General features: G+C 73.4%; 22 protein-coding genes and 2 pseudogenes. 12 read left to right on the top strand and 12 right to left on the bottom strand.

Going from position 1 to position 26324, the window contains the following annotated elements; translation table 11 throughout:
• Positions 1-8: 8 nt before the first annotated feature.
• Positions 9-581: a MarR family winged helix-turn-helix transcriptional regulator gene (locus M1O15_RS17280; protein ID WP_248634775.1), complete on the bottom strand. Its 573-nt coding sequence runs from the start codon at positions 579-581 to the stop codon at positions 9-11.
• 110 nt (positions 582-691) lie between these two features.
• Here M1O15_RS17280 and M1O15_RS17275 point away from each other — a divergent pair, with 110 nt between their 5' ends.
• Complete coding sequence (locus M1O15_RS17275; protein WP_248634774.1) at positions 692-1498, top strand: dioxygenase family protein; 807 nt, start codon at positions 692-694, stop codon at positions 1496-1498.
• Between the two features lie 22 nt (positions 1499-1520).
• Here the strand turns inward: M1O15_RS17275 and M1O15_RS17270 are convergent.
• Positions 1521-2056: pseudogene (locus M1O15_RS17270) on the bottom strand (GNAT family N-acetyltransferase).
• A 157-nt stretch (positions 2057-2213) separates the two neighbouring features.
• On the opposite strand from M1O15_RS17270, the gene M1O15_RS17265 reads away from it, so the two are divergent.
• Entirely contained in the window at positions 2214-3224 is a 1011-nt protein-coding gene (locus M1O15_RS17265; RefSeq protein ID WP_248634773.1) for a sigma-70 family RNA polymerase sigma factor, read from the top strand.
• A 183-nt stretch (positions 3225-3407) separates the two neighbouring features.
• Here the strand turns inward: M1O15_RS17265 and M1O15_RS17260 are convergent, their stop codons facing one another.
• The gene (locus M1O15_RS17260; RefSeq protein ID WP_248634772.1) at positions 3408-4460 is read right to left on the bottom strand and encodes a helix-turn-helix transcriptional regulator; all 1053 of its coding nucleotides are present in this window, start codon (positions 4458-4460) and stop codon (positions 3408-3410) included.
• A gap of 63 nt (positions 4461-4523) precedes the next feature.
• Between M1O15_RS17260 and M1O15_RS17255 the strand changes: the two genes are divergently transcribed.
• A complete protein-coding gene (locus tag M1O15_RS17255; RefSeq protein ID WP_372499490.1) occupies positions 4524-6221 on the top strand; it encodes an MFS transporter in 1698 nt (565 codons plus the stop codon).
• A 357-nt stretch (positions 6222-6578) separates the two neighbouring features.
• On the opposite strand, the gene M1O15_RS17250 is transcribed toward M1O15_RS17255, so the two are convergent.
• The 3 genes from M1O15_RS17250 to M1O15_RS17240 form a co-directional block, all read right to left on the bottom strand.
• A complete protein-coding gene (locus M1O15_RS17250) occupies positions 6579-7337 on the bottom strand; it encodes a DUF6227 family protein (protein ID WP_248634771.1) in 759 nt (252 codons plus the stop codon).
• 150 nt (positions 7338-7487) lie between these two features.
• The gene (locus M1O15_RS17245) at positions 7488-8546 is read right to left on the bottom strand and encodes a P1 family peptidase (protein WP_248634770.1); all 1059 of its coding nucleotides are present in this window, start codon (positions 8544-8546) and stop codon (positions 7488-7490) included.
• 98 nt (positions 8547-8644) lie between these two features.
• Positions 8645-9880 (bottom strand): low temperature requirement protein A, encoded by a 1236-nt coding sequence (locus tag M1O15_RS17240; protein ID WP_248634769.1) that lies wholly within the window; start codon positions 9878-9880, stop codon positions 8645-8647.
• Between the two features lie 142 nt (positions 9881-10022).
• On the opposite strand from M1O15_RS17240, the gene M1O15_RS17235 reads away from it, so the two are divergent.
• Entirely contained in the window at positions 10023-10619 is a 597-nt protein-coding gene (locus M1O15_RS17235; protein ID WP_248634768.1) for a pyridoxamine 5'-phosphate oxidase family protein, read from the top strand.
• 94 nt (positions 10620-10713) lie between these two features.
• Positions 10714-10938 (top strand): hypothetical protein, encoded by a 225-nt coding sequence (locus M1O15_RS17230; RefSeq protein WP_248634767.1) that lies wholly within the window; start codon positions 10714-10716, stop codon positions 10936-10938.
• A gap of 82 nt (positions 10939-11020) precedes the next feature.
• Here M1O15_RS17230 and M1O15_RS17225 read toward each other — a convergent pair whose 3' ends face one another.
• The 5 genes and pseudogenes from M1O15_RS17225 to M1O15_RS17205 all read right to left on the bottom strand — a co-directional run.
• Positions 11021-11653 carry a hypothetical protein gene (locus M1O15_RS17225; RefSeq protein ID WP_248634766.1) on the bottom strand — a complete coding sequence of 211 codons (633 nt, stop codon included), beginning with the start codon at positions 11651-11653 and terminating at the stop codon, positions 11021-11023.
• A 186-nt stretch (positions 11654-11839) separates the two neighbouring features.
• Positions 11840-12832: an S-methyl-5'-thioadenosine phosphorylase gene (locus M1O15_RS17220; RefSeq protein WP_248634765.1), complete on the bottom strand. Its 993-nt coding sequence runs from the start codon at positions 12830-12832 to the stop codon at positions 11840-11842.
• A gap of 126 nt (positions 12833-12958) precedes the next feature.
• Complete coding sequence (locus tag M1O15_RS17215) at positions 12959-13327, bottom strand: FmdB family zinc ribbon protein (protein WP_248634764.1); 369 nt, start codon at positions 13325-13327, stop codon at positions 12959-12961.
• A gap of 68 nt (positions 13328-13395) precedes the next feature.
• Positions 13396-14685 (bottom strand): MFS transporter, encoded by a 1290-nt coding sequence (locus M1O15_RS17210; protein ID WP_248634763.1) that lies wholly within the window; start codon positions 14683-14685, stop codon positions 13396-13398.
• Between the two features lie 719 nt (positions 14686-15404).
• Positions 15405-16847 (bottom strand): annotated as a pseudogene (locus tag M1O15_RS17205) (potassium/proton antiporter); the annotation flags it as partial.
• 372 nt (positions 16848-17219) lie between these two features.
• Between M1O15_RS17205 and M1O15_RS17200 the strand changes: the two are divergent.
• Positions 17220-20081, top strand: a complete 2862-nt coding sequence (locus M1O15_RS17200) for a penicillin acylase family protein (RefSeq protein ID WP_248634762.1) — start codon at positions 17220-17222, stop codon at positions 20079-20081.
• A 102-nt stretch (positions 20082-20183) separates the two neighbouring features.
• On the opposite strand, the gene M1O15_RS17195 is transcribed toward M1O15_RS17200, so the two are convergent.
• Positions 20184-20864, bottom strand: coding sequence for a 5-formyltetrahydrofolate cyclo-ligase (locus M1O15_RS17195; RefSeq protein ID WP_248634761.1), 681 nt, complete (start codon positions 20862-20864; stop codon positions 20184-20186).
• A gap of 143 nt (positions 20865-21007) precedes the next feature.
• Between M1O15_RS17195 and galU the strand changes: the two genes are divergently transcribed.
• From galU to sepX, 6 genes are all read left to right on the top strand, one after another.
• Complete coding sequence (galU, locus tag M1O15_RS17190; RefSeq protein ID WP_248634760.1) at positions 21008-21919, top strand: UTP--glucose-1-phosphate uridylyltransferase GalU; 912 nt, start codon at positions 21008-21010, stop codon at positions 21917-21919.
• Complete coding sequence (gene glp / locus M1O15_RS17185; RefSeq protein ID WP_248634759.1) at positions 21916-23241, top strand: molybdotransferase-like divisome protein Glp; 1326 nt, start codon at positions 21916-21918, stop codon at positions 23239-23241. Before galU ends, glp begins: the two co-directional genes overlap by 4 nt.
• Before the next feature lie 75 nt (positions 23242-23316).
• Entirely contained in the window at positions 23317-23952 is a 636-nt protein-coding gene (gene moaC, locus M1O15_RS17180) for a cyclic pyranopterin monophosphate synthase MoaC (protein WP_372499489.1), read from the top strand.
• Positions 23949-24557, top strand: a complete 609-nt coding sequence (locus tag M1O15_RS17175) for a MogA/MoaB family molybdenum cofactor biosynthesis protein (protein ID WP_248634758.1) — start codon at positions 23949-23951, stop codon at positions 24555-24557. The genes moaC and M1O15_RS17175 overlap by 4 nt, the downstream gene beginning before the upstream one ends.
• Complete coding sequence (locus M1O15_RS17170) at positions 24554-25180, top strand: GNAT family N-acetyltransferase (RefSeq protein WP_248634757.1); 627 nt, start codon at positions 24554-24556, stop codon at positions 25178-25180. Before M1O15_RS17175 ends, M1O15_RS17170 begins: the two co-directional genes overlap by 4 nt.
• A gap of 152 nt (positions 25181-25332) precedes the next feature.
• A partial coding sequence (sepX, locus tag M1O15_RS17165; RefSeq protein ID WP_248634756.1) for a divisome protein SepX/GlpR occupies positions 25333-26324 on the top strand: 992 nt, incomplete at its 3' end.

The raw sequence follows: 26324 nt of genomic DNA, 5'->3' as shown, positions 1-26324 counted from the left end.
CCGTAGGGTCAGCGCAGCCAGGGCAGGTCGGCCTTGGGGTCGGCGGGCTGGAGCCCCTCGGCCATCACCCGCATGATCTCCCCCAGCTGGCCGACCTGCTCCGGGGTGAGGCGGTCGAACATCGCCTGCCGTACGGCGTTCACATGCCCGGGCGCGCTGCGGCGCAGCACCGCGTACCCCTCCTCGGTCAGCACCGCGTTCTGGCCGCGCTTGTCCGAGGGGCAGTCCTCCCGCCGTACCCAGCCGCTCTTCTCCAGCCGGGCGACGGCGTGCGAGAGCCGGGAGCGGGTGATCTTGGCGTCCTTGGCTAGCTGGGTCATCCGCATCCGGCGGCGGGGTGCCTGGGAGAGATGGACGAGCAGTCCGTAGTACACGTGCGGCATCCCGGCGTCCCGCTGGAGCTGCCGGTCGAGATGGTCCTCCAGCAGCGTGGTGGCGTGCAGATACGCCCGCCACACCCGCTGCTCCTCCTCGCTGAGCCAGCGCGGGGCCCCCGAAGTCTCGGGAGTCCCTGGAGCCTCGACGGGGTCGCTCGCGGCATCGGGAGCGGAGGGGATCACAGCCTGAGGTGCCCGGTTCATATGTCCCACTCTATGACTTCTTGAATATTTGATTATATGGCGCTACGGTGCGAGTGAGGTTGAAAGTTCAAGTACAGCGTCACCGGCAGTTTCGGGCAAGGAGCACCGCCATGGCCACCACCGCGACCGGCAGCCTCGGCGGCACCACCGAGCGCATGCCCGCCCTCTACCTCTCCCACGGCGCGCCCCCGCTCGCCGACGACCCGCTCTGGCCCGGACAGCTCGCCACCTGGTCGGCGGCCCTGCCGCGGCCGGCCGCGATCCTGGTGGTCTCCGCCCACTGGGAGGAGGCGCCGCTCGCCCTCGGCGCCGTGACGACCGTCCCCCTTGTTTACGACTTCTGGGGCTTCCCTGAGCACTACTACCGCGTGCGCTACCCCGCGCCCGGCGCACCGGCGCTCGCCGACTCCGTGCGCAAGCTGCTGCGCGCCCCCGGGATGCCGGTGGCGGACGTCCCGGACCGCGGGCTGGACCACGGCGCGTACGTCCCGCTGGTCGAGATGTACCCCGGCGCCGACATCCCGGTGCTCCAGATCTCCCTGCCCACCCTGGACCCGGCCCGGCTGATGGAGGTGGGCCGCAGGCTCGCCCCGCTGCGCGACGAGGGCGTGCTGATCGTCGGCAGCGGCTTCTTCACCCACAACCTGGCCGCCCTGCGCTACGAGGGGACGCCCGGCTGGTCGGCCGAGTTCGACGACTGGGGGCGGGCGGCCCTGGAGGCCGCGGACGTGGACGCGCTGCTGGACTTCGCGCACGCCTCACCCGCCGGGTCGCTGGCCCATCCCCGTACCGAGCACTTCGCCCCGCTCTTCGTCACCCTCGGCGCCGCCGACGCGGCCGGGGAGCTGGCCGGCGGGCGCAGCGTCATCGACGGCTTCTGGATGGGACTGGCCAAGCGGTCCGTGCAGTACGGCTGACCCGGCAGGCATCCGGGGAGCCTCAGGACAGCGCCTTCTCGAACCAGGCCGTGTCCCCTTCTGTCCGCGCGGCGGACCGACCGAACTTCCGCCCCACCTCGCCGAACGTGCCGACATGCCGGAAGCCGAACCGCCCGTGCAGCCGCAGTGAGGCCGCGTTCGGCAGGGAGACGACCGCGTACGCCCGGTGCAGCCCCGCGCCCGCCGGCTCCGTCAGCAGCCGCTCGTACAGCAGGATGCCGGTGCCCCGGCCGACGGCCTCGGGCGCCAGGTAGACGCCGGTCTCCACGGTGGTGGCATAGGCGGCCCGCGGCCGCAGCGGCTCGCTGGACGCGTACCCGAGCACGGGAGCGTCCGCACCCGCGCCCCGGGCAACCAGGAGCCGGTGCGGTCCGTCTTCCGAGTGGGAGCGGAGCCACGGAAGGCGCTGCTCGGGGTGAAGGGCTCGGTGTCGAAGGTGACGGCGGTCTCGGTCACCTAGTGGTTGTAGATGTCGGTGAGGGCCCTGAGGTCGGCCTCCGTGCCCGGCCTGACCTGCACCTCTCCTTGATCACTCACGCCGCTCCTCCCCTGGCGGTCCGACAGGGTACTGCATGATCTCGAAAAACGAGGGCCGGCGTGGGAATTCTGTCCGGATTCCAGTCGTTGCTTCCGTCGGATGCAGGGCACCCGGAAGGGTGTCGCGACCTACTCGGCTACTCAGCAAGGAGCTCGCATGGCAACCCGTGCCGTCGCCCGTCGTCAGTCCACCGCCGGTGAGACCTCCGGCCGGGCAAGCAGCGTTCGCGCCGTGGGCGAGATCGCCGACCGCGACCTGGTCGGCATGTACCTCGACGAGATCGCGCGTACGCCGCTGCTCGACGCCGCCAGGGAGGTGGAGCTCTCCCAGACGATCGAGGCCGGGGTGTTCGCCCGGCAGATCCTGGACGGCGAGACAGAGGCCGCGGAGGGCGGTGCCGCCGCCGGCGCCTCCCACGAGGAGCTGGCGCGCCTGGTCGCCGAGGGCGAGCGTGCCAAGGACATCTTCATCCGCTCCAACCTGCGACTGGTCGTCGCCGTGGCCCGGCGCTACCCGCGCAGCGGGTTGCCCCTGCTCGACCTGATCCAGGAGGGGAACGCGGGCCTGGTCCGCGCCGTGGAGAAGTTCGACTACACCAAGGGCTTCAAGTTCTCCACGTACGCGACCTGGTGGATCCGCCAGGCCATCACCCGGTCCATAGCCGACCAGTCCCGCACCATCCGCCTCCCCGTCCACCTGGTCGAGGAGCTGGGCCGGATCCGCCGCGTCCAGCGCGAGTTCAACCGGGAGAACGGCCGGGACCCGGAGGCCGCGGAGATCGCCGGCGAGCTGGGCTCCACCCCGGAGCGGGTCACCGACGTGCTCGACTGGGCCCGCGACCCGGTCTCGCTGAACATGTCGGTGGACGACGCGGGCGAGACGCAGTTCGGGGACCTGCTGGAGGACACCTCCGCCGTCTCCCCGGAGCAGTCCGTGCTCACTCTGCTGCGCAGCGAGGAGCTGGAGGACCTGATCGGCAAGCTGGACCACCGCACGGCCTCCATCATCCGGATGCGGTACGGCATCGAGGACGGCCGCGAGCGCACCCTCACCGAGGTCGGCAAGGAGCACGGCCTCACCCGTGAGCGGATCCGCCAGATCGAAAAGCACGCGCTGCTGGAGCTGAAGCGGATGGCCCACGACACCGGCTTCGACGCGGCCGCCTGACGCCCCCGGGGTCGTACAGGCATTGGACTTGGTACGGGCCTCCGGCGTCGTGCCGAGCTCCGGTGTCGTACGGGCCCCGGGCGTTGTACGGGTCTTCGGCGGTGTACCGGGCTCCGGTGTCGTGCGGGCTCCCGGCTCCGTACGGGCCTACGGCGGCGTACGGGCCTCGGACGTCCTACGGGCCTACGGCTTGGCGCGGGCCCGCCGCTCCGTACGGGTCTCCGGCGCCGAACGGCCTTCCGGTGGCGTGTCGGCCGCCGCGGTGAGGCGGGCGCCGAGGGCGGCGGTGCGGGCGACCAGTTCCGCCGGGCCGTGCACCGTGTACGGGTGGCCGATCCCCGCGAGCCGGAGTGCCAGCCACTCCACCGCGCCCGCCGACCCGGGCGCCGGCATCCGTACCCGGCAGCTCTCCGGGCCGGTCTGCTCGGGGTCCGGCCAGTCCGGCACCTGGGCCCTGACCCGCTCGGCCGGCGCCTGGAAGGTGACGTCCACCAGGGTCTCGTGCTCCCAGCCGTCCGTGCGCTCCCGGTTCTCCGAGATGCCCAGCAGCCGCCGGTTGTCGCCCTGGGCCTCCACCGGCAGCTCGCGCGGGGTGAACCGCGCCCCCGTCGGGAACGGCTCGGTGATCCGGTCCACCCGGAAGGTCCGCCAGTCCGCCCGCTCCACGTCGTAGGCCACCAGATACCAGCGCCAGCCCGCGGCGAGCAGCCGGTACGGCTCCACCAGCCGCCGGGTCTCCGTCCCGTCCGCCGCCCGGTAGCCGAACCGCAGCCGCTCATGCCCGGTGACCGCCGAGGCCAGCGCCGTCAGCGTGGAAGGCGCCACGGTCGGCCCGTCACCGCGCACCAGCGGGGCCGTGGCGTGCTGGAGCGCGGACACCCGGTACCGCAGCCGGGACGGCAGCACCTGCTCCAGCTTGGCCAGCGCCCGTACGGAGGCCTCCTCCACCCCCTCCACCGCGTGCCCGGCCCCGGCGCGCAGCCCCACCGCGATGGCGACCGCCTCCTCGTCGTCCAGCAGCAGCGGCGGCATCGCGGCCCCGGCGACCAGCCGGTAGCCGCCGACCGCGCCCCGGGTCGCCTCCACGGGATAGCCCAGCTCACGCAGCCGGTCGATATCGCGGCGGATGGTACGGGCCGAGACGCCGAGGCGTCCGGCCAGCTCGCTGCCGGGCCATTCGCGCGGCGTCTGGAGCAGGGACAGCAGAGTCAGCAACCGTGCCGGGGTGTCCGTCATGCCGTCCATCATGGACCGTGAACTAGGACGCTTCCCGTCCTAGAGAGCCCCTACGGTGTTCCCATGACCGACCACCCCACCAAGCTCAGCCATCCCGCTGGCCCCACCAGCACCACTGGCCACATCAGCCCCGCCGGACAGCCGGAGGCCGCCGCGCCCCCGGGCGACCGGCGCCGCTGGCTGGCGCTCGCCATCGTCATGACCGCGGCCTTCATGGACCTGGTCGACGTGACGATCGTCAACATCGCCATCCCCAGCATCGAGCGGGACCTGTCCGCCTCCTTCGGCGCCATCCAGTGGGTGACCGCGGGCTATGCGCTGGCGTTCGCCGCCGGGCTGATCACCGGTGGACGGCTCGGTGACATCTACGGCCGCAAGCGGCTGTTCCTGGTCGGGATAGCCGGCTTCACCCTCGCCTCCGCGCTCTGCGGCTTCGCCGCCAACCCGGAGATGCTGGTGGCCTCCCGGCTGCTCCAGGGCGGGATGGCCGCGCTGATGGTGCCCCAGGTGCTCGCCATCGTCCATGTCACCTTCCCGGCGCATGAACGCGGCAAGGTCTTCGGCCTGTTCGGCGCGATCGTGGGGCTCGGCGCGGTGTCCGGCCCGCTGCTGGGCGCGCTGCTCACCCAGTGGAACCTCTTCGGCCTGGAGTGGCGGCCGATCTTCCTGATCAACCTGCCGGTCGGCATCGCCGGTCTGATCCTCGGCCGGAAGTACATCACCGAGTCCAAGGCGGGCCAGGCGCTCCGGCTGGACCTGGTCGGGGTCGCGCTGGTGACGTTGGGCCTGCTGATGCTGATCTATCCGCTCACCCGCGGCCGCGAGCTCGGCTGGCCGCTCTGGGGCCACCTCTGCATGCTGGCCAGCCCGCTGGTCTTCGCGGCCTTGGTGGCGTACGAGCGGTACAAGACCCGCAAGGACGGCTCGCCGCTGATCGAGCTGTCGCTGTTCAAGGTCAAGAGCTTCGCCGCTGGGGTCGCCGTGCAGCTCACCTTCGGCGTCGTCATGGGCGTGTTCTTCCTGGTCTGGACGCTCTACATGCAGACCGGACTGGGCTGGACCCCGCTGCGGGCCGGTCTGACCGGGGTGCCGTTCTCCATCGCGGTCTCGGTCGCGGCGGGCATCTCGGTGCAGAAGCTGGTGCCGCGCTTCGGCCGCAAGGTGCTCCAGACCGGCGCCCTGACGATGGCGGCCGGACTGCTGCTCTACATCTGGGAGGCGGACCGGTACGGCACCGGCATCCACTCCTGGCAGATGATCCTGCCGCTGGTGGTCATGGGCGCGGGCATGGGCCTGATCGTCGCCCCGCTGACCGACGCGGTGCTCTCCGAGGTGCCGCGCGAGCACGCCGGCTCCGCCTCCGGGCTCATCAACACCACCCAGCAGATGGGTACCGCGCTCGGGCTCGGCCTGGTGTCGGTGGTGTTCTTCGACACCGTGGACGACGCGGCGCCGCGAACCCCGGCCGAGGTCGGCGGGGCCTTCACCGAGGCCTTCCAGGGCGCGCTGTGGTGGGTCGCGGCGGTGCTCGGCGTCATCTTCCTGGTGATGTTCGCCCTGCCGCGCCGGCCCAAGCAGCACCAGGAGACGGCCGGCCTGGAGCCGGAAGCCTCCGCACCGGCGCCCGCGGAGGGCGCTGAGGGCGAGGGGGCCGCCGGGGGTGCCGGGGACGCTGGGGCCACCAAGGTCGCCACGGCCGCCGAGTCCGCCGAGGCGGACCGGGAGCCCGTCTCGGCGGGCCGGGGCAGCGGCGGCCGCTGAGCCACGCTCCTCGGCGGGGCCGGGGAGGCGCCCCGCCCGGTCGGTGTCCGGCCGGGGGCGCCCGGCCGCTATCCGGCCGCCGAGGGCCCCGGCTCACCACGGGGCCCTCGGCGGCTCACCGCGTGCGGGCCACCACCCAGGGCTGGTGGCGGCCCCGCCGAAGCACCGGCCCCCGGGTGGGACCGGCCCCGGGAGGCACCGGGCCCGCCGAAGGACTGGGTCCGCCGAAGCACCGAGCCCGGGCCCCGGGGGGCTGGGCCCCGGGAGGGGCTGGGCCCTGCGAGGGGCTGGCTCCCGAATGGCCGGGCCCCGACGGACCGGGCCCGAGGAGCTCACCGCACCCGGCCCCTGATCGGCTCACCGCACCCGGGCGCGGTGCTCCATCGCCTCGCGGGCGGCCCGCTCGTGCTCGTACACCTCGCACATATGGCGGCCGTCGGGGGTCGCCGTGTGCTCCACCTCCCAGAGGCTGGTCTCGCTGCCGTCCAGCAGCAGGAAGGCGTGCTCGTACAGGGTGAAGCCGATGTACCGGTCGGCCGGCCCGCACTGGCGGCCGAAGACCTGCCGGATGTGGTACGCGAAGGCGCCCCGCAGCCGGGCGGCCGTCCGCTCGCCCGGCCGGTCCGCGTTCTCCGCGCGGCGCAGCACCCGGCGGGCGTGGTCCGCCGCCCCGTCCGGCTCGCAGGTCCACGGGGCCACCGCCGGGCGCCCGTACACCGCCACCGAGTCCTGCGGCACCTCCAGGGTGTCCAGGTCGAGGGAGAGTCCGGCCGGGTGCGGCCAGGCACCGAACCCGTCCGGCAGCCGCGAGGCCGCCAGCCGCAACTCCGTCTCGTCGGCATACAGCTCGTGCTGGTCGCGGGCGTCCCGCCCGGTGTTGTGCACCAGCTCCCACAGGGTCAGCGAGGAGCCGTCCGCCAGCAGATAGGTGTGCCGGTGGGTCAGCCGGTGCCGTGGGCCGCTGTGCACGCAGGAGTGCAGCGAACTGGCGTGGGCCAGCGCCGAGTCCAGCCGGTCGACCAGGAAGTCCGGCAGGTCGAAGGAGTTCAGCGCCCGCCCCAGCAGGCGCTCGACATGCGTCTCGGTCGTCTCGTACTGCTCATCCGGAACGTTCAAGAGTGAATCTCCAGGCCGTCGCCGCGTGTCACACGATGCTTGCTCAAGGTAGTCCCTGGGTCTGACAACGTGTCCCGGCTTCCGCGAAACGAAGGGCGCGCATGGCGAGTTCCCGCGCCCCCTGGGCACGCCCCGAGTACCCGCCCCGTGCTACCTCCGGTGCCACAGCTCCCGGTACGAGGGGAAATCACCGCCCGGTCCGGCCACCGGCTCCGCCGCCCGTACCGCCCGGACGACGGCCCTGGTCACGACCGTCGCGGCCGCCGACAGCAGGGAGTTGAGCGCCAGCGGACCGTCCGCCTCCGGCAGCGGGCGGGCGCCCGTCGCCAGGGTGAACACCGTGTCCCCGTCATTGAGCAGATGCACCGGCCGTACGGCGCGCGCGATGCCGTCGTGCGCCGTCCCCGCGAGCTTCTGCGCCTGGGCGCGGGTCAGTTCGGCGTCGGTGCCGACCACCGCCAGCGTGGTGTTGAGCGGCGGCGGGCCGCCCCGCTCCCCGGCCGCCTCCGCCAGCCGGCGCACGGCGGCGGCATGAACGGCCGGATCGGGTACGGTCAACGGCCCGTCGCCGTACGCCCCGTAGAGCACCCCGGTGTCCGGGTCCACCGCCGAACCCACCGCGTTGGCCACCACCAGGGCGCCCACCGTGATCCCGGAGGGCAGCACCACGGACGCCGTGCCCACCCCGCCCTTGAGCCCGCCGATCACCGCGCCGGTGCCCGCGCCCACGTTCCCGCACTCCACCGGGGCGCCCTCGGCGGAGGCGGCCGCCGCCTCCACGGCGGCCCGGCCGGTCGCCGGGTCCGGGCGGGCCCGCCAGTCGCCGCCGCGGCCGAGGTCGAACACACAGGCCGCCGGGACCACCGGCACCACCTGCGCGGGGTCCGGCCCGACCCGCACCCCTCGGCCCCGCTCCTCCAGCCAGGCCATCACCCCCACCGCCGACTCCAGCCCGTAGGCGCTGCCGCCGGTCAGCACCACGGCGTCGATGCGCTGGACGACGTTACGGGGATCCAGCGCGTCGGTCTCCCGGGTGCCGGGTCCACCGCCGCGCACATCCACCGCCGCGACCGCGCCGCCTTCCGGGGCCAGCACCACCGTCGTCCCGCTCAACGCCCGCTCACCCGGCACCCGGGCATGCCCCACCCGCAGCCCCGGAACATCCGTCAGCCCATCGGCACGGCCCCCATTCCCCCGGGCCCCGCCCATCCAGGTCCCGTCCCCCCGGGCCCCGTCCTTCCGGGTCCCGTCCCCCCGGGCCCCGTCCCCCCGAGCCTCGTCCATCCCAGCGCTGCCATCAGCGTGTGTCATCCCTCCTGCGTACCACGCCCACCGTCCACCGCGCCCGGGTTTCCCCGTCCCTCCGCCTTGGCCGCCCGAGCCGTCCGCGCCGTGAGCGACACCCCGATCACCACCGTGCCCGCCGCCACCAGCCCCGCCGCGAACACCCCCCACTTCCCGGCCAGGGTGCAGAGCAGAATGCCCAGCGCCGCACAGGGCAGCACCAGTTGCTGCGCCGTCCCCGCCTTGAAGTACCGGGCGTGCAGTCCCCACACCAGCAGCAGATACAGCGCCGCGGGCAGGGTGACCGCCGCGGCGGCGGCCGTCGCCGACAGATGGGCCACCCCGACCGCCTGCTCGACGGCGACCTCGATCCCGGCGCCGATCGCCGCGGCCGCGCCGAGGATGCCGTAGTGGCCGTAGCCCCAGATGAAGGCCTGGCGGCTGGTGAGCAGCCGCTGGTGCGCCGGGACCACGAAGTACACCCACCAGGCGGCGAACACCAGCAGCAGTCCGCCCGCCGCGATCGGCAGCAGCTCGGCCAGCTCGTCGCTCTCCGCCACACCGGTCTTCACCGCCACGGTCGCCGCCGCGATCGTCTCGCCCAGCACGATGATGGTGAACAGCCCGTAGCGCTCGGCGATGTGGTGCGGGTGCCACTTGGAGTTGTGGCGCCGCTCGGCGAGCGGCGGTACTGCCAGCTCGGCCAGCGCCATCACCAGGAACACCCAGGGGCGGGCCCCTTCCGGCGCCAGCACCAGCGCCGTCCACCCGACCTGGCAGAGCAGCACCCCGCCCGCGTACCGCCGCGCCATGGTCCGCTCGGGCCCGGAGGCGTGGCGGGCGGCGCGCAGCCAGTGCGTGGCCATCGCCAGCCGCATCACCAGATAGCCGAGCCAGACCATCAGGAAGTCGTGCTCCTCGAAGGCCCGGCTCACCCCGGCCGCCAGCACCAGCACGCCCGCGATCTGCACCAGGGTGACGACCCGGTAGAGCGCGTCGTCGTTGTCGTACGCCGAGGCGAACCAGGAGAAGTTCATCCAGGCCCACCAGATGGCGAAGAAGACCATGGCGTAGTTCGCCACGCCCTCGCCCGCGTGCCCCTCGGCCACGGCGTGCACCAGCCCCGCCCCGGCCTGCGCGACCGCCACGACGAAGCAGAGGTCGAAGAAGAGCTCCAGCGGGGTGGCCGCGCGGTGCTTCTCCTGGCGGCTGCGCGCCACCAGAGGACGCAACGGATGCTCGGGTGGTGTCGATGTCATGCCCCCAGCAGACCAGACACCCTCGCCCCTCGCCTACGGACCCCCGGACGGCAGCCCCCCGGCCGCCATGGGCCGGACGGCGTGCCCGTGCGCCATCGGGCGGGGCTGCATAGCCTCTTACGGAGACGGAAGGGAGGGCCGCATGACTCCGCAGCAGCCCGAGAGCCGGTCCGGGAGCCAGCCAGGAAACCGGCCCGGCGAGCGGCCCAGGACCGAGCTCGACGCCCGCTACAGCTCCGCCCTCAACCCGCGTCCGGGCGCGGAGGGCGTCACCGCCACCGACTGGGCCGAGGCCCAGCGCCGGATGCGGGCCGCCGAGGTCTTCTGGATCACCACGGTGCGGCCCGACGGCCGGCTCCACGTCACCCCGCTGATCGCCGCCTGGCACGACGGGGCGCTGCACTTCAGCACCGGGCCGGGCGAGCAGAAGGCGAAGAACCTGGCCGGCAACGCCCACTGCGTGCTCACCACCGGGCAGTCCGCGCTCTCCGGGAGCCTCGACATCGTGGTCGAGGGCCTGGCGGAACGGGTGACGGACCCGGCGCGGCAGGACGAGGTCATCGACGCGTTCGAGGAGCAGTACGGGGACCACATCACCTCGCCGGACGGCACCTTCCACGGCTTCGGCGACAGCATCCGCACCGGCGACGACCTGCTGTTCGCGGTGGCACCCGGCACCGCGTACGGCTTCGGCCGGGACGGCCGGACCTTCAGCCACACCCGCTACAGCTTCTCGTAGCACCCCGCCGGGCCGGCGGCCGGACCCGGGGCGGGCCGGTGGCGGGAGGCGGCCGCCCGGACCGGGGGCCTGCCTCCGCCCGTACGCTGGAGGCATGAGGAACACCCACGCTCCGAGCAGCAGCCGGAGCACCGACGAGAGCGAGCCGAGCGGTCCGCCCGCCGAGAAGCCGACCACACCGGCACTGATCTTCGACGATCCGCTGGACCAGCAGTCCTCGGACGACACCGACCGGGGCTGGGGCGACCGACCCCAGTCCGGTGGCGGCGCCGCCGACCTGGCCCGCTTCCTGGACGAGAAGCCGCCCCACCACCTCTGACAGCCGCTCCACCGCCTCTGACAGGCGCCCCTCCACTTCTGACAGCCGCTCCACCACCTCTGGCGGCGACCCACCCCGCTGCTCAGCACACGACCACCGCCAGCCGGGAGCGCCCGCCCGCACCGGCCAGTGCCGCGGCGGTCACCCGTGGCACGGAGAGAACCACCAGGGCACCACCGCCCTCGTCACCCCGGGCATACCGCCCGGCGCGCGGCACCTCGGCCACCCTCGCCGCCCGAGCCAGCACCCGGGCCGCCGGCTCCTCCTCCTCGGAAGTGCCACCCCATGGCCGCGCGGACTGCCCGAGCGGGGCGGCGATGACATCGACCCGGTCGCCCGGCCGCAGCAGCCGTACGGTCTCCGCGTCCGCGATCCGCACCGGTGCCGCCACCAGCTCCGCCAACCGCGCCGGACGGCGCTCGGGCTGCGCTGCCGCCGCGATCCGCGGCCCGTCCCCCTCCTCGGGGCCGCGCTGCCCGGAGGCGGCCAGGGCGGCGGCGGCCATCGCCAGTCCGGCGGCCATCGCCCGCCGTCTCCTGCGGACCGCGCGCCGCAGCCGGTGGCGCCCACCGCGCACCCGCAGCGGGGCGAACCCCGGCACCCCGTGGGCCCCGGGCACCGACGACAAAGAAGACGACGAAGGCGACAGAGGCGACGAAGGCGAGGGAGACGACAGAGGCGACGGAGACGAGGGACGAAGAGGAAGCGAGCTCATGGGCCACCACCAGCGGAGACGCGGAGCCGGGAGGACTCCGGACGACAGGAAAGGCGCGCCGGCCGTTCGCCGACGCGCCTCACGATCCCGTACGTCTTCCGATCCCGCTCGGGCCTGTGGACAACCTGGTCACAGCCCGGCCCCGAGGAGTTGGGCTGTGGACAGTGCCGTCACCCGTACGGGGCGTCAGGGCAGCTCGATACCCAGGTCCCAGCCCTCGTGCACCTGGGTGCACAGGCAGGACCGGCTGCCGTTCTCGGGCAGGGCGGCGATCGCGTCGAACAGCACCTCGCGCAGCCGGCCCAGGTTCTCCCCGAAGACCCGCAGCACCTCGGTGTGCGAGACGCCCTCGCCGGTCTCCGCGCCCGCGTCCAGGTCCGTCACCAGGGTCAGCGAGGTGTAGCAGAGGCCCAGCTCACGGGCGAGGACCGCCTCCGGGTGCCCGGTCATGCCCACGACCGCCCCGCCCATCGCCGCGTGGAAGCGCGACTCCGCCCGGGTGGAGAAGCGCGGGCCCTCCACGACCACCAGGGTGCCGCCGTCCACCGCCGCCCAGTCGCGGCCGTGCGCCGCCGCCAGCGCCACCTTCCGCCCGATCGGGCAGTACGGGTCGGCGAACGTGGTGTGCACGACGTTGGGCACCGTGCCGTCCGGCAGCGGTTCGCCGTCGAAGTAGGTCTGGACGCGGGCCTTGGTGCGGTCCAGCAGCTGGTCCGGGACCAGCAGCGTGCCCGGCCCGTACTCCGGGAGCAGCCCGCCCACCGCGCAGGGGCCGAGCACCTGGCGTACCCCGGCGGCCCGCAGCGCCCACAGGTTGGCCCGGTAGTTGATCCGGTGCGGCGGCAGATGGTGGCCGCGGCCGTGCCGGGGCAGGAAGGCCACCCGGCGCCCTGCCACCTCGCCGATGAACAGGGAGTCGCTGGGCGTGCCGTACGGGGTGGTGACCGTCACCTCGGTGACATCGTCCAGGAAGGAGTAGAGGCCCGAGCCGCCGATGACGCCGATCTCGGCCCGTGGGGCCGGGGCCAGCGCCTCGAACTCGGCCTCCGCGGCCGCCTCTGCCAGCGCCGCGTCCGCCGCCCGCTGGGCGGTGTCCACCGTGTCGGCCGCGACTTCCGCCCCCGCCTCGGTGGTGGCCGCCGGTGCCTCCGTGCTCGCTGCCTTCGCTTCGTTCCCCATAGCCGCTTCGTTCCCCAGAGCGTTCGCCATGCCGTTCACCCTAACGGGGGGCGGACGGACGCGGTCGGGCAACGCGAACGGCCCCGCCGTACCCGTACGGCGGGGCCATGCGCAAAGGGCCAGGCGTCAGGCGGCGGAGCTGGAGGCCGCCGCGGACTTCGAGCCACCGGAAGAGCCAGAAGAACCGGAGGAACCGGAACCGGAGGAGGCCGAGCCCGAGGAGGACGAAGAAGAAGAGGACGAGGACGAGGAGTCCCCGGACGAGGAGGACGAAGACCCCGAGGAGGACTTCGACGCCGGCGAGCTGCTCGACGACGAGCCGCGGCTGTCGTTGCGGTAGAAGCCGGAGCCCTTGAACACGATGCCGACGGCCGAGAACACCTTCTTCAGGCGGCCCTGGCAGCTCGGGCACTCGGTCAGGGCGTCATCGGTGAACTTCTGCACCGCCTCAAGGCCCTCGCCGCACTCGGTGCACTGGTACTGGTAGGTCGGCACTTGTCTTCCTCCTGGCACTCTCACTCGATGAGTGCTAACGACGCTCCATAGTGACGTATTTCGCTCGATCAGTCCACCGTGACCGGCACGCGGTGACCGACGCCACGTGCGACCGTCCGGCCCGCCGGCCGCGGAACGAGCCGCGAGCGCAGGCTCGCCAGGGTGAGCAGCGCCAGCGCCGTACCGCCCAGCGGGACCAGGAAACCGGCGGTCGAGCCGTACCCGTCCGCGAGCTGCCCGGCCACCGTGACGGCGGACGCCTGGCCGAGCGCCACCGCGCCGGTGAGCCAGGTGAACGCCTCGGTACGGGCGGAGGCCGGCACCAGGTCGTCCACCAGGGTGTAGCCGCTGATCAGCGCGGGGGCGATGAAGACGCCCACCACCAGGCCGAGCGCGCCCAGCAGCGCGACGGAGGAGGTCGTCGTCCACAGCAGCGAGGCCGCGATGGCCAGCCCCGTGTAGCCGACGAGCAGCCGGCGGCGCGGGCCGTTCTTCCAGGCGATGGCGCCCACGGCGACACCGGCCAGCATGTTGCCGGCCGCGAACAGCCCGTACAGCAGGCCGTTGGCGCCCGGGTTGCCGATCTCCTCGGTGAACGCGGTCAGCGAGACCTGCATACCGCCGAAGACGGAGCCGATGCCGAGGAAGGCGACGGCCAGCACCCGCACCCCGGGCACCGAGAGCGCGGAGGCGTGCTCGGCCCGCTCCGAGGCGGTGACCAGGCCGTGCGCGGGCTGGGTGCGGCGCTGGGCGGCGAAGAGCAGTCCGCCGACCAGGGTCAGCGCCGCCTCGGCGACCAGACCGGCCGCCGGGTGGACGCCGGTGCACAGCGCGGTCGCCAGCACCGGGCCGACCACGAAGGTGAACTCGTCGGTCACCGACTCGAAGGCGGCGGCCGTCGACATCAGCGGGGACTTCTCCAGCGTGGCCGCCCAGCGGGCCCGCACCATGGGCCCGACCTGCGGCACGGAGGCACCGGTCGGCACCGCGGCGGCGAACAGCGCCCACAGCGGCGCGCCCGTCAGCACCAGCGCGACCAGCGTCGACACCGAGGCGGTGTGCACCAGCACACCGGGGACGAGCACCGCCCGCTGGCCGTAGCGGTCGGCGAGCTTGCCGCTCTGCGGGGCGAACAGCGCCATCGAGACACCGGTCACCGCGGCGACGGCGCCGGCGCTGCCGTACGAGCCGGTGGTGGACTGCACCAGCAGCACGATGCCGATGGTGAGCATGGCGAACGGCTGCCGCGCGGCGAACCCGGGCAGCAGGAACGTCCAGGCGCCGGGGGTGCGCAACAGGCGTCCGTAACCAGGACGCGCGGAAGCGCGAGAGGAGTCGGAGGCGACCGTGGATGCCACGGCGGCGGGCCTTTCTGCCGCCTGGTAGCGCACCCCCCTGGGGTACCGGGGCGGCCGAGAGCTGTCCTCTTGCGCGGAACTGCGGTAGATACCGGCTCGCTCTGTACGTTCCGCACAGAGCGGCACCCTGGGGAGGGGATGTAGCGCCTCCCGGGCGTCACCGGCCGCCATACGGTCGCGCCAGCTCTGCGTCAGGCAGAGTTGGATCGATCAGTGTGCCTCTGATGGTACAGGGGAAGTGCAGGAAAAGCCCGGCATATGCCTGTGATCTCGCGGGTGACACGGCGGACTGAGTGCGAGATCACGCCCGCGCCCGGGCTCGCCCCCTGCCGTCACCCCTTCGTCCCCTCTCCCGTCCCTTTCTCCGTCCCTTTCTCCGTCCTCTTCTCGGGCTCGGGGCCCGGCCCCGGGGTGCGGACGCTGCCCGACCTGCGGCGCATCCGGCCGAGCGCCCCGCCCGACAACCGGCGCACCGGCCCGTCCGCCACACCGCCGCCGCCCGCCCGGGACCGCGCCCCGCCGGCCGTACCCGCCCCCGTGCCCGCACGCGTACCGCCGGACCGATCCCCATCGGAGGCACCGGAGGCACCAGAAGCACCGGAGGCACCGGAAGCACCGGCCCACCGCCCGCGCCCCGACCGCTTGCCGGCCGACCGCGCGCTCCCCGTCCGCTTGGTGGCGGACCGCACCCCTCCGCCCGTACCGGCGCGGCCGGAGGGGCTACCGCCCGGGCCCGCCCCCGTACCCAGCCAGTCGGCGAGCTTTCCGCCCTGGCCGACCGCCCGCAGCCGCCGCTCGGCCGCGTCCCGGACCGGGTCGGTGGCCACCACCAGCAGCTCGTCCCCGCGCCGCAGCACGGTCGTGGGCGCCGGCACGAAGCTCCGCTCGTCCCGTACCACCAGGGTCACCGCGGCCCCCGGGGGCAGCCGCAGCTCGGCGACCTCCACGCCGTGCATCCGAGAGCCCGCGGGAATGGCCACCGAGAGCAGATGGCCGCGCAGCCGCTCCAGCGGGGCGGACTCGATGCCCAGGTCGGCCGCCTCGGCCGGGCGCCCGAGCCCCAGTGCCTTGGCGAGCCAGGGCAGGGTCGGCCCCTGGACCAGGGTGTAGACGACCACCAGCACGAAGACGACGTTGAAGATGTTCCGGCTGCCCTCGATCCCGGACACCATCGGGATGGTCGCCAGGATGATGGGCACCGCCCCGCGCAGCCCGGCCCAGGACATCAGCGCCTGCTCCTGCCAGGGGATGCGGAACGGAGCGAGGCTGAGCAGCACCGACAGCGGCCGGGCCACCATGGTGAGCACCAGCCCGACCATGATCGCCGGCCAGAAGTCGTCACCCAGCTCATGCGGGGTGACCAGCAGTCCCAGCAGCACGAACATCCCGATCTGGGCGATCCAGCCCAGCCCCTCGGCGAAGCCGCGGGTGGCGGGGGCGTGCGGGAGCTTGGCGTTGCCCAGGATCACCGAGGCCACGTAGACCGCGAGGAAGCCGCTGCCGTGCAGCATGGCGCCGACCGCGTACGCCGCCACCGCGATCGCCATCACGGCGATCGGGTAGAGGCCGGAGGCGGGCAGGGCGATCCGGCGCAGCCCCAGGGAGCCGGCGGCGCCGACCACGAGCCCGACCACCGCGCCGATGGCCAGCTCCAGCACGATGGTGCCGAGCAGCGTGTACCAGGCGCCGACCGGGCCGGCCGTGGAGAAGGCCACCACCAGGATCACCACGGGGGCGTCGTTGAACCCGGACTCCGCCTCCAGCGCCCCGGTCACCCGGGACGGCAGCGGGAGCCTGCGCAGCACCGAGAAGACCGCCGCAGCGTCGGTTGAGGAGACCACCGCGCCGATGATCAGCGCCTGCCGCCAGTCCAGGCCCACCAGGTAGTGCGCGGCCGCGGCCGTGACCCCCACGCTCACCGCGACGCCGACCGTCGACAGCACGGCCGCCGCGGGCAGCGCCGGCCGCATCTCCTTCCACTTGGTGCCCAGACCGCCCTCGGCCAGGATCACCACCAGGGCGGCGTAGCCGATCACCTGGGTCAGCTCGGCGTTGTCGAAAGCGACGTTGCCGATCCCGTCCTGGCCCATGGCGACGCCGATCCCGAGATACAGCAGCAGGCTGGGCAGCCCGCTCCGGGACGAGACGCGCACCGCCGCCACCGCGACGAGCAGGACGAGGGCGCAGACGAAGAGGAGTTCGTTGAGCTGGTGGACAGTCAGTGGCCGATTCCTTTCCCGGCGGACCCTGGCGGACCCTTGCGGGCCTGAGGGCGGGCTGGTCGGTGGGTGCGCCGCCCGCCGCCGGATCGTCCCCCGGCGGCCTCTCGGCGGCGGCACAGCACTTCGTTACTTTACCTAATCATTAACGCTTCCTTGACGCGGGTCCGTGGCCAAGTGGTCACATCATCCCGCCCCCGGACGGTACGGATCGGGATCAATGGGGCCTTACTGACACCGCGTCCGGACGGCTCAGGCGCTGCGCCTATGGTTGCTCCAGCACTCCCGGACCAGCCTGCGCCTCGAAGGACAGCGATGCCCGCCAACACCACCGCCCCGGCCGCCAAGAAGAAGGGGCGACGCGCCCGACTGCTCGTGCTCGTGCTGGTGCTGGCCCTGGTCGGGGGCATCGGCTACGGCGCCTACTGGGGCGTCAGTACGGTACGCACACCCTTCCCGCAGACCACCGGGACCCTGGAACTCGACGGCCTGTCGGAGCCGGTGGACGTCAAACGCGACGGCTACGGCGTCCCGCAGATCTACGCCTCCACCGACGAGGACCTGTTCCGGGCGCAGGGCTACGTCCAGGCGCAGGACCGCTTCTGGGAGATGGACGTCCGCCGCCATATGACCGCGGGCCGGCTCTCCGAGATGTTCGGCAAGGAGCAGGTCGAGACCGACGCCTTCCTGCGCACTCTGGGCTGGCGCCGGGTCGCCCAGCAGGAGTACGACAAGCTGCTCTCGCCGGAGACCAAGAAGAACCTCCAGGCCTACGCGGACGGCGTCAACGCCTACCTCAAGGACAAGGAGGGCGGTGACATCGCGGTCGAGTACACCGCGCTCTCCTTCGCCAACGACTACAAGATCGAGCCCTGGACCCCGGTGGACTCGGTGGCCTGGCTCAAGGCGATGGCCTGGGACCTGCGCTCCAACCTCCAGGACGAGGTCGACCGCTCGCTGATGACCAGCCGGCTCACCCCGGAGCAGATCAAGCAGCTGTACCCGCAGTACCCGTACAAGACGCACCGCCCGATCGTCGACCGCGGCGGCGTCGACCCCGCCACCGGCTCCTTCGACCCCTCCGCCGAGGGCTCCACCGACAACGGCTCCGGTACGGGTACGGGGACGGGCTCCGGCTCGGGCGGCGGTACGGGAACGGGCACCGGCACGGGAACAACCGGCACAGGCACCACCGGCACCGGTACCGGCACAGGCACCGCCGGGACCCCCCAGGGCGCGTCCGAGGGCTTCCAGACCCAGATGTCCTCGCTCGCGAGCTCCCTGGAGAAGATCCCCGCCCTCTTCGGCCCCAACGGCAACGGCATCGGGTCCAACTCCTGGGTGGTCTCCGGTAAGTACACGACCACCGGCAAGCCGCTGCTCGCCAACGACCCGCACCTGGCGCCCCAGCTGCCCTCGCTCTGGTACCAGATGGGCCTGCACTGCCGGAAGGTGAACAACACCTGCGGCTACGACGTCTCCGGCTACACCTTCTCCGGCATGCCCGGCGTGGTCATCGGCCACAACCAGGACATCGCCTGGGGCATGACCAACCTCGGCGCCGACGTCAGCGACCTCTACCTGGAGAAGGTCACCGACAGCGGCTACCAGTACGGCGGCAAGGAGCTGCCGTTCACCACCCGCGAGGAGACCATCAAGGTCGCCGGCGGCGGCAGCCGCACCATCACCGTGCGCACCACCAACAACGGCCCGCTCGTCTCCGACCGCAGCAAGGAGCTGGGCAAGGTCGGCGAGGAGGCCCCGGTGGACAACCTCGCCCCGGACCGCGGCGACGGCTACGCGGTGGCGCTGCGCTGGACCGCGCTGGAGCCCGGCAAGACCATGGACGCGGTCTTCAAGCTGAACCAGGCCAAGGACTTCCAGCAGTTCCGCGCCGCGGCCGCCGACTTCGCCGTACCGTCGCAGAACCTCATCTACGCCGACTCCAAGGGCGCCGAGGGCAACATCGGCTACCAGGCGCCGGGCCGTATCCCGGTCCGCCAGGAGGGCCACGACGGCACCCTGCCGGCGCCGGGCTGGGACCCCGAGTACACCTGGAAGAAGGAGTACATCCCCTTCGAGGAGCTGCCCTGGGAGCAGAACCCCTCCCGCGGCTACATCGTGACCGCCAACCAGGCCGTCGTCGACGAGGACGAGTACCCCTACCCGCTCACCAAGGACTGGGGCTACGGCGCGCGCAGCCAGCGGATCAACGACCTGATCGAGGCGAAGACCAAGGACGGCGCCAAGGTGTCGACCGAGGACATGCGGGTGATGCAGACGGACTCCAGCAGCGAGATCGCCCGGCTGCTCACCCCGTACCTGCTGAAGATCGACTTCAGTGACCCGCACGTCCGCGAGGCGCAGAAGCTGCTGGAGGGCTGGGACTACACCCAGGACTCCGACTCCGGGGCCGCCGCCTACTTCAACGCGGTCTGGCGCAACACCCTGAAGCTGGCCTTCGGCAACAAGCTGCCCAAGGAGCTGCGGCCCAAGGGCGAGTGCCTGACGGTGCCGCCGGCCGACTCCACCGGACCGGCCGACGAGCAGGACCGGCTGGTGCGCGAGTGCGGCCAGCGGGACGCCGACACCGCCCAGCCGGACGGCGGCGACCGCTGGTACGAGGTGGTGCGCGGGCTGCTGAAGGACCAGGACAACGACTGGTGGACCTCGGCCCGCAGCCGTACCCACGAGGCCACCAAGACCCGGGACGGGCTGCTGAAGCGGGCCATGGAGGACGCCCGCTGGGAGCTGACCGCCAAGCTCGGCAAGGACGTCTCCAGCTGGAGCTGGGGCCGGCTGCACCAGCTGAACCTGGAGAACCAGACCCTGGGCACCAGCGGCCCCGGACTGCTGAAGACCCTGCTCAACCGCGGCCCGTGGAACCTCTCCGGCGGTGAGGCCGCGGTCAACGCCACCGGCTGGAACGCGGCCGGCGGGTACGGGGTGGTCTGGGTGCCGTCGATGCGGATGGTCGTCACCGTCGGCGACTGGGACAAGTCCCGCTGGATCAACCTGACCGGCGCCTCCGGGCACGCCTACAACGCCCACTACACCGACCAGACGGACAAGTGGGCCAAGGGCGAGCTGCTGGAGTGGGCCTACGGGCCGAAGGCGGTGGACGCGGCGACGGACGAGACCCTGGTCCTCACCCCGCCCGGCGGCAAGAACTCCTGACCCGCCCGGCGACAGGGGCTCCTGACCCGCCCCCGCCTGCCGAACGGCCCCCTTCCGGAACTCCTCCGCAAGGGGGCCGTCCCCATGTCCTCCTACGGGCCCTCAGTCCCCGTAACCGCCGCCCGAGGCCCGGAACCGCAGGGTGGCCTCGGGGGTGACCACGGCGTGCACCGGGTGGTCGTGCGGCTCCTCCGGGACGTGCTCCAGGACCTCGCCCGCGTACAGCAGCACCACCAGCGCCGGATCGGTGCCGGCCCGGGCGATCCGGGCCAGCACCCGGTCGTACGAGCCGCCGCCCCGCCCCAGCCGCATCCCGCGCGCGTCCACCGCCAGCCCCGGCAGCAGCACCGCCCCCGCCCCGAGCACCGCCTCCGGGCCCAGCCGCGGCCCCGTCGGCTCCAGCAGCCCCCGCCGCGCCTTCGCCAGGCTGCCGGGACCCTCGTACACCGCCCAGTCCAGGTCGTTGTCCGCCAGCAGTACGGGCAGCAGCACGCGTACGCCCCGCTCGCGCAGGGCGTCCAGCAGCGCCCGCGTCCCGGGTTCGCGCCCCACCGAGACATAGGCCGCCACCGTGCGGGCGCGGGTGAGCTCGGGCAGCGCCATCGCCGAACCGGTCAGAACCGCGGCGGCCGTCTGGACGTCATCACTGGTCAGAAGGGCCCGCGCGGCGAGCAGTCGGCGGCGCAGCAGGGCCTTGTCGGACGGTACGGCCGCCGGCACGGCGTCGTCGGACGGAACGGTTCTCCCGGACCACGCGGCCTCGTCGGGCTGGTCGCCCACCATGATGACCTCACAAGCATGTCGTATGCAGAGCAATAGCGGAGCGCCCGTTGCTATGACGTGTCTATGTGTTTGTATGAGAGCAAGTGGGGCGAAAGGTGACAATCGTTAACCTTCCGCTCATAACGAACAGATATGGTTACCGCATGACTCAGTCGCACATCGGACTCAGCAAGGCTGTCATCCCCGCCGCAGGTCTCGGCACCCGGTTCCTGCCGGCGACGAAAGCCACTCCCAAGGAGATGCTGCCGGTCGTCGACAAGCCGGCCATCCAGTACGTCGTGGAGGAGGCCGTCGGCGCGGGCCTGTCCGATGTGCTGATGATCACCGGCCGCAACAAGCGCCCGCTGGAGGACCACTTCGACCGCAACTACGAGCTGGAGGAGGCCCTCAGCCGCAAGGGCGACACCGAACGGCTCGGCAGGGTCCAGGAGTCCAGCGACCTGGCCACCATGCACTACGTCCGCCAGGGCGACCCGCGCGGCCTCGGCCACGCCGTGCTCTGCGCCGCCCCGCACGTCGGCGACGAGCCGTTCGCCGTCCTGCTCGGCGACGACCTGATCGACCCGCGCGACCCGCTGCTCTCCCGGATGGTCGACATCCGCGAGCGCGAGGGCGGCAGCGTGGTCGCGCTGATGGAGGTCGACCCGGCGCAGGTGCACCTGTACGGCTGCGCCGCCGTGGAGACCACCGCGGACAGCGACGTCGTCCGGGTCACCGGGCTGGTCGAGAAGCCCGACCCGGCCGACGCCCCCAGCAACTACGCCGTCATCGGCCGCTATGTCCTCGACCCCGCCGTCTTCGGGATACTGCGCGAGACCCCGCCCGGACGCGGCGGCGAGATCCAGCTCACCGACGCCCTGCAGAGGCTCGCCGCCGACGAGAGCGTGGGCGGACCGGTGCACGGGGTGGTCTTCAAGGGCCGCCGCTACGACACCGGCGACCGGGCCGACTATCTGCGCGCCATTGTCAGACTCGCGTGCGAACGTGAGGATCTGGGTCCGGAGTTCCGCACCTGGCTCCGCCGTTACGTCACCGAGGAGATGCAGAGCCTGTGAGCACGACCTGGTCGGTGGACGAGCACCTGGAGGACATCCTCCAGTCGGTCCACCCGCTCGACCCGATCGAGCTGCCGCTGCCCGAAGCCCAGGGCTGTGTCCTGGTCGAGGACGTCATGGTGCCCGTCGCCCTGCCGCCCTTCGACAACAGCTCCATGGACGGCTACGCGGTACGGGTCGCCGATGTCACCGGCGCCACCGAGGAGTACCCGGCGGTGCTGACCGTGATCGGCGACGTGGCGGCGGGCAGTGCGGGACTGCCCACCGTCGGCCCCGGCCAGGCCGCACGCATCATGACCGGCGCCCCGCTGCCGCCCGGCGCCGAGGCCGTCGTCCCGGTCGAGTGGACCGACGGCGGCACCGGCGAGGGCGCGGCCACCGGCATGCGCCCGGCCGGCTCCGCCCCCGAGGGCGCGAGCGGCGAGGTCCGCGTCCACCGCCCCGCGGAGGCCGGGGCGCACATCCGCCCCCGCGGCAGCGACGTCAAGGCCGGCGACCTGGCGCTCGCCGCCGGCACCGTGCTCGGCCCGCCGCAGATCGGCCTGCTCGCCGCCATCGGCCACGGCACGGCCAAGGTCCGCCCCCGCCCCCGGGTGGTCGTCCTCTCCACCGGCAGCGAGCTGGTCCAGCCCGGCGAGGAGCTGACCCCCGGCCGGATCCACGACTCCAACAGCTTCGCCCTGGCCGCCGCTGCCCGGGACGCCGGAGCCATCGCCTACCGGGTCGGCGCCGTCACCGACGAGCCCGACGCCCTGCGCGCCACCATCGAGGACCAGCTGATCCGCGCCGACCTGCTGGTCACCACCGGCGGGGTCAGCGTCGGCGCCTACGACGTGGTCAAGGAGGCCCTCTCCACCGCGGGCTCCTTCGGCGAGGAAGCGGAGCCGGACGAGGCGGCCCCCGGCGTCGACTTCCGCAAGCTGGACATGCAGCCCGGCAAGCCCCAGGGCTTCGGCGCCATCGGCCCCGACCGGACCCCGCTGCTCGCCCTCCCCGGGAACCCGGTCTCCTCCTACGTCTCCTTCGAGCTGTTCGCCCGGCCCGCGATCCGGGCCCTGCGCGGCCTGCGGGACGTCCCGGACGACGCCCGCCCCCGCCTGCGCGCCGCCGTCGCCACCGACCGGGCGCTCACCTCCCCGCCCGGCAAGCGCCAGTTCCTGCGCGGGACCTACGACCCCGAGGCGGGCACCGTCACCCCGGTGGGCGGCGCCGGCTCCCACCTCATCGGCGCCCTCGCCCTCGCCGACGCCCTGATCGTCGTCCCCGAGGACACCGACTCCGTCGAACCGGGCCAGGAGCTGGAAGTCATCCTCATCGGCTGACCGGTACCGTATGGCGCGCCGTGCCTTCCCGGGGCGTCCCCGGGACCCCTGGGTCACACTGGTCGATACGGGGCAATGGCGCCGAACGCGAGGCGGAGTTCAGCAGTGAGTACGACGCAAGGCAGCGGACTGACCCATATCGACGAGTCCGGGGCCGCCCGCATGGTGGACGTCTCCGCCAAGGACGTCACCGCCCGCACCGCCCGCGCCACCGGCCGGGTGCGGGTCTCCCCGCGGGTGATCGAGCTGCTGCGCGGCGAGGGCGTCCCCAAGGGCGATGCCCTTGCCACCGCCCGGATCGCCGGGATCATGGGCGCCAAGCGCACCCCCGAGCTGATCCCCCTCTGCCACCCGCTCGCCCTCTCCGGCGTCACCCTCGACCTGTCCGTCGCCGACGACGCCGTGGAGATCGCCGCCACCGTCAAGACCACCGACCGCACCGGCGTCGAGATGGAGGCCCTGACCGCCGTCTCCGTCGCCGCCCTCACGGTGGTCGACATGGTCAAGGCCGTCGACAAGTCCGCCGTCATCACCGACATCCAGGTGGAGGAGAAGACCGGCGGCACATCCGGCCCCTACCACCGCACCTCTCCCGACTCCGCCGAGGAACCGACCGGCGGCGTAGGCCCCACCGCTGCCCCCGCCTCCGCCCCCGAGCCCGGCGGCGCCACCGAGTGGGCCGCCGAACCGGCCGCCGAGGGCACCCGATGACCCCCCGAGCCGGCCACGTCACCGGCGCCCACACCCCCCACCCACCGACCACACCGCAGTCACCCCACCCACCGACCGCACCGCAGTCATCCCCTCCACCGCCGCTGTCATCCCCCTCCACCCCCCACCGCGCCCTCGTCATCACCGCCTCCAACCGCGCCGCCGCCGGGGTGTACGAGGACCGGGGCGGCCCGCTGCTCGCCGAGGGCCTGGCCCGGTTCGGCTTCACCGTGGACGGCCCCCAGGTCGTCCCCGACGGCGACCCGGTCGGCGCGGCCCTCCGCGCCGGGGTGGACGCCGGCTACGACGTCATCCTCACCACCGGCGGCACCGGTGTCTCGCCCACCGACCGCACCCCCGACGTCACCCGGGCCCTGCTCGACCACGAGGTGCCCGGCATCCCGGAGGCGATCCGGGCGTACGGCCGGGACAAGGTGCCCACGGCGGCGCTCTCCCGGGGCCTCGCCGGGGTCGCCGGCCACACCCTGATCGTCAACCTGCCCGGCTCGCCCGGCGGGGTACGCGACGGACTGGCCGTCCTCGAACCGCTGCTCGGCCACGCGGTGGACCAGCTCCGCGGCGGCGACCACTCCAGGCCGTCATGACCCCCGGCTGGCCGGTGGTCCTGGTGGACGGACCGGTGACCCTGCGGCCGATAAAGCACCGCGACCAGCGCGGCTGGCGGGAGGTCAACCGCCGCAACCGCGACTGGCTGCGGCCCTGGGAGGCGACCATCCCGCCGCCCGCCCCCGGCACCCCGTTCGCCCGCCGCCCCACCTACCGCCAGATGGTCCGCCATCTGCGCGCGGAGGCCGGCGCGGGCCGGATGCTCCCCTTCGTCGTGGAGTACGAGGGCCGGCTGGTCGGCCAGCTCACCGTCGCCGGGATCACCTGGGGTTCGATGTGCTCGGGGCACGTCGGCTACTGGGTGGACCGCGAGGTGGCCGGCCGCGGGGTGATGCCGACCGCGGTCGCCCTCGCCGTCGACCACTGCTTCCGCCGTGTGGGGCTGCACCGGGTCGAGGTGTGCATCCGCCCCGAGAACGCCCCCAGCCGCCGCGTCGTCGAGAAACTCGGCTTCCGCGAGGAGGGCCTGCGCCCCCGCTACCTCCATATCGACGGCGCCTGGCGGGACCACCTGGTCTTCGCGCTGACCGCCGAGGAGGTCCCCGAGGGCCTGCTGCGCCGCTGGCACCGGGCCGGCCGCACCGCCCACCCCACCAATTAATTCATATGTTCGAATTAATTCCCCCTTTTCCCCTCCCTCTCCTTCCTTTTCCTCCGACCGTCCGAAAAAATTTCGTTGATATCAGCCAGATCGTGCGACACACCGGCCCAATTGGGCGATGGCTTGATGCAAACCCCTCTACGGTGTGACACGTGAGCAGCAGCGGCCTCATCTACGCAGTCATCGTCGGGGCCTGGGCCGCCTACCTGGTGCCGATGTGGCTCCGCCGGCAGGACGAGTTGAACGAAGCCCGTCCGACGGAACGCTTCAGCACCGCCATCCGGCTCCTGTCCGGACGCGCCGGCATGGAACGCCGGTACGCCAAGGAGCTGGACCGGCGCAGCGCCGAGGGCCCGCCCGACGTGGACCCGGACGCCGAGACCGAGCATCTGGCCTCGGTCGACGTCCGGGCCTTCGCCGCGCCCCGGACCGAGGCGCGGCCCGGCGCGCCGGACGCCCCGCAGGCCCCGCCCGCGCGGCCCCCCGCCGACCGGCGCCCCCGCTCCGCCAACGGTGCCGCCGAGCGCGCCCGCCGCTCCAAGGCGCTGGCCCGCCGCCGGCGCACCACCGTGGTCCTCTTCGCCTGCTTCACCATCGGCGCCGTCGCCGCGGCCGTGGGCGGCCTCGCCTTCCTCTGGGCCCCCGCCGTCCCCGCCATCCTCCTCAGCGCTTACATCGCCCATCTGCGCCGCCAGGAGCGCCGCCGGTTCGCCTACGTCATGGACCGCCGCCGCGCCGAGGCCGCCGCGCAGCGGCTGCGCGAGAACCGCCCGCGCCGCCGCCCCGCGGCCCCCGAGCCGCCCGCCGCCGACGCCTCCGAGCCGCAGCCCACCGCTCCGGAGCCCGCCGCCTCCCCGCTCACCCCCCAGGAGGCGGGCCGCCGCGCCCTGGTCGAGCAGACCGACCACGCCGAGTGGGTGGACCAGCAGCGCGACCAGGGCCCCTCCCGCGGCGACAGCTGGGACCCCGTCCCGGTCCCCCTCCCCACCTACGTCACCGCCCCGGTCGCCCCCCGCGCCACCAGCGGCGTGGACGTCACCGACCCCGACACCTGGTCCGCGGCCCGCTCCTCCGCCGCCGAGCCCCCCCCCCCCCCCCCCCCCCCCCCCCCCCCCCCCCCCCCCCCCCCCCCCCCCCCCCCCCC

The organism is Streptomyces lichenis (genome assembly GCF_023218175.1).
In the GTDB taxonomy this organism is placed as follows: Bacteria; Actinomycetota; Actinomycetes; order Streptomycetales; family Streptomycetaceae; genus Streptomyces; species Streptomyces lichenis.
Note: the sequence above shows the minus strand (reverse complement) of the source record. Positions and strands in the feature narration are given on the sequence as shown.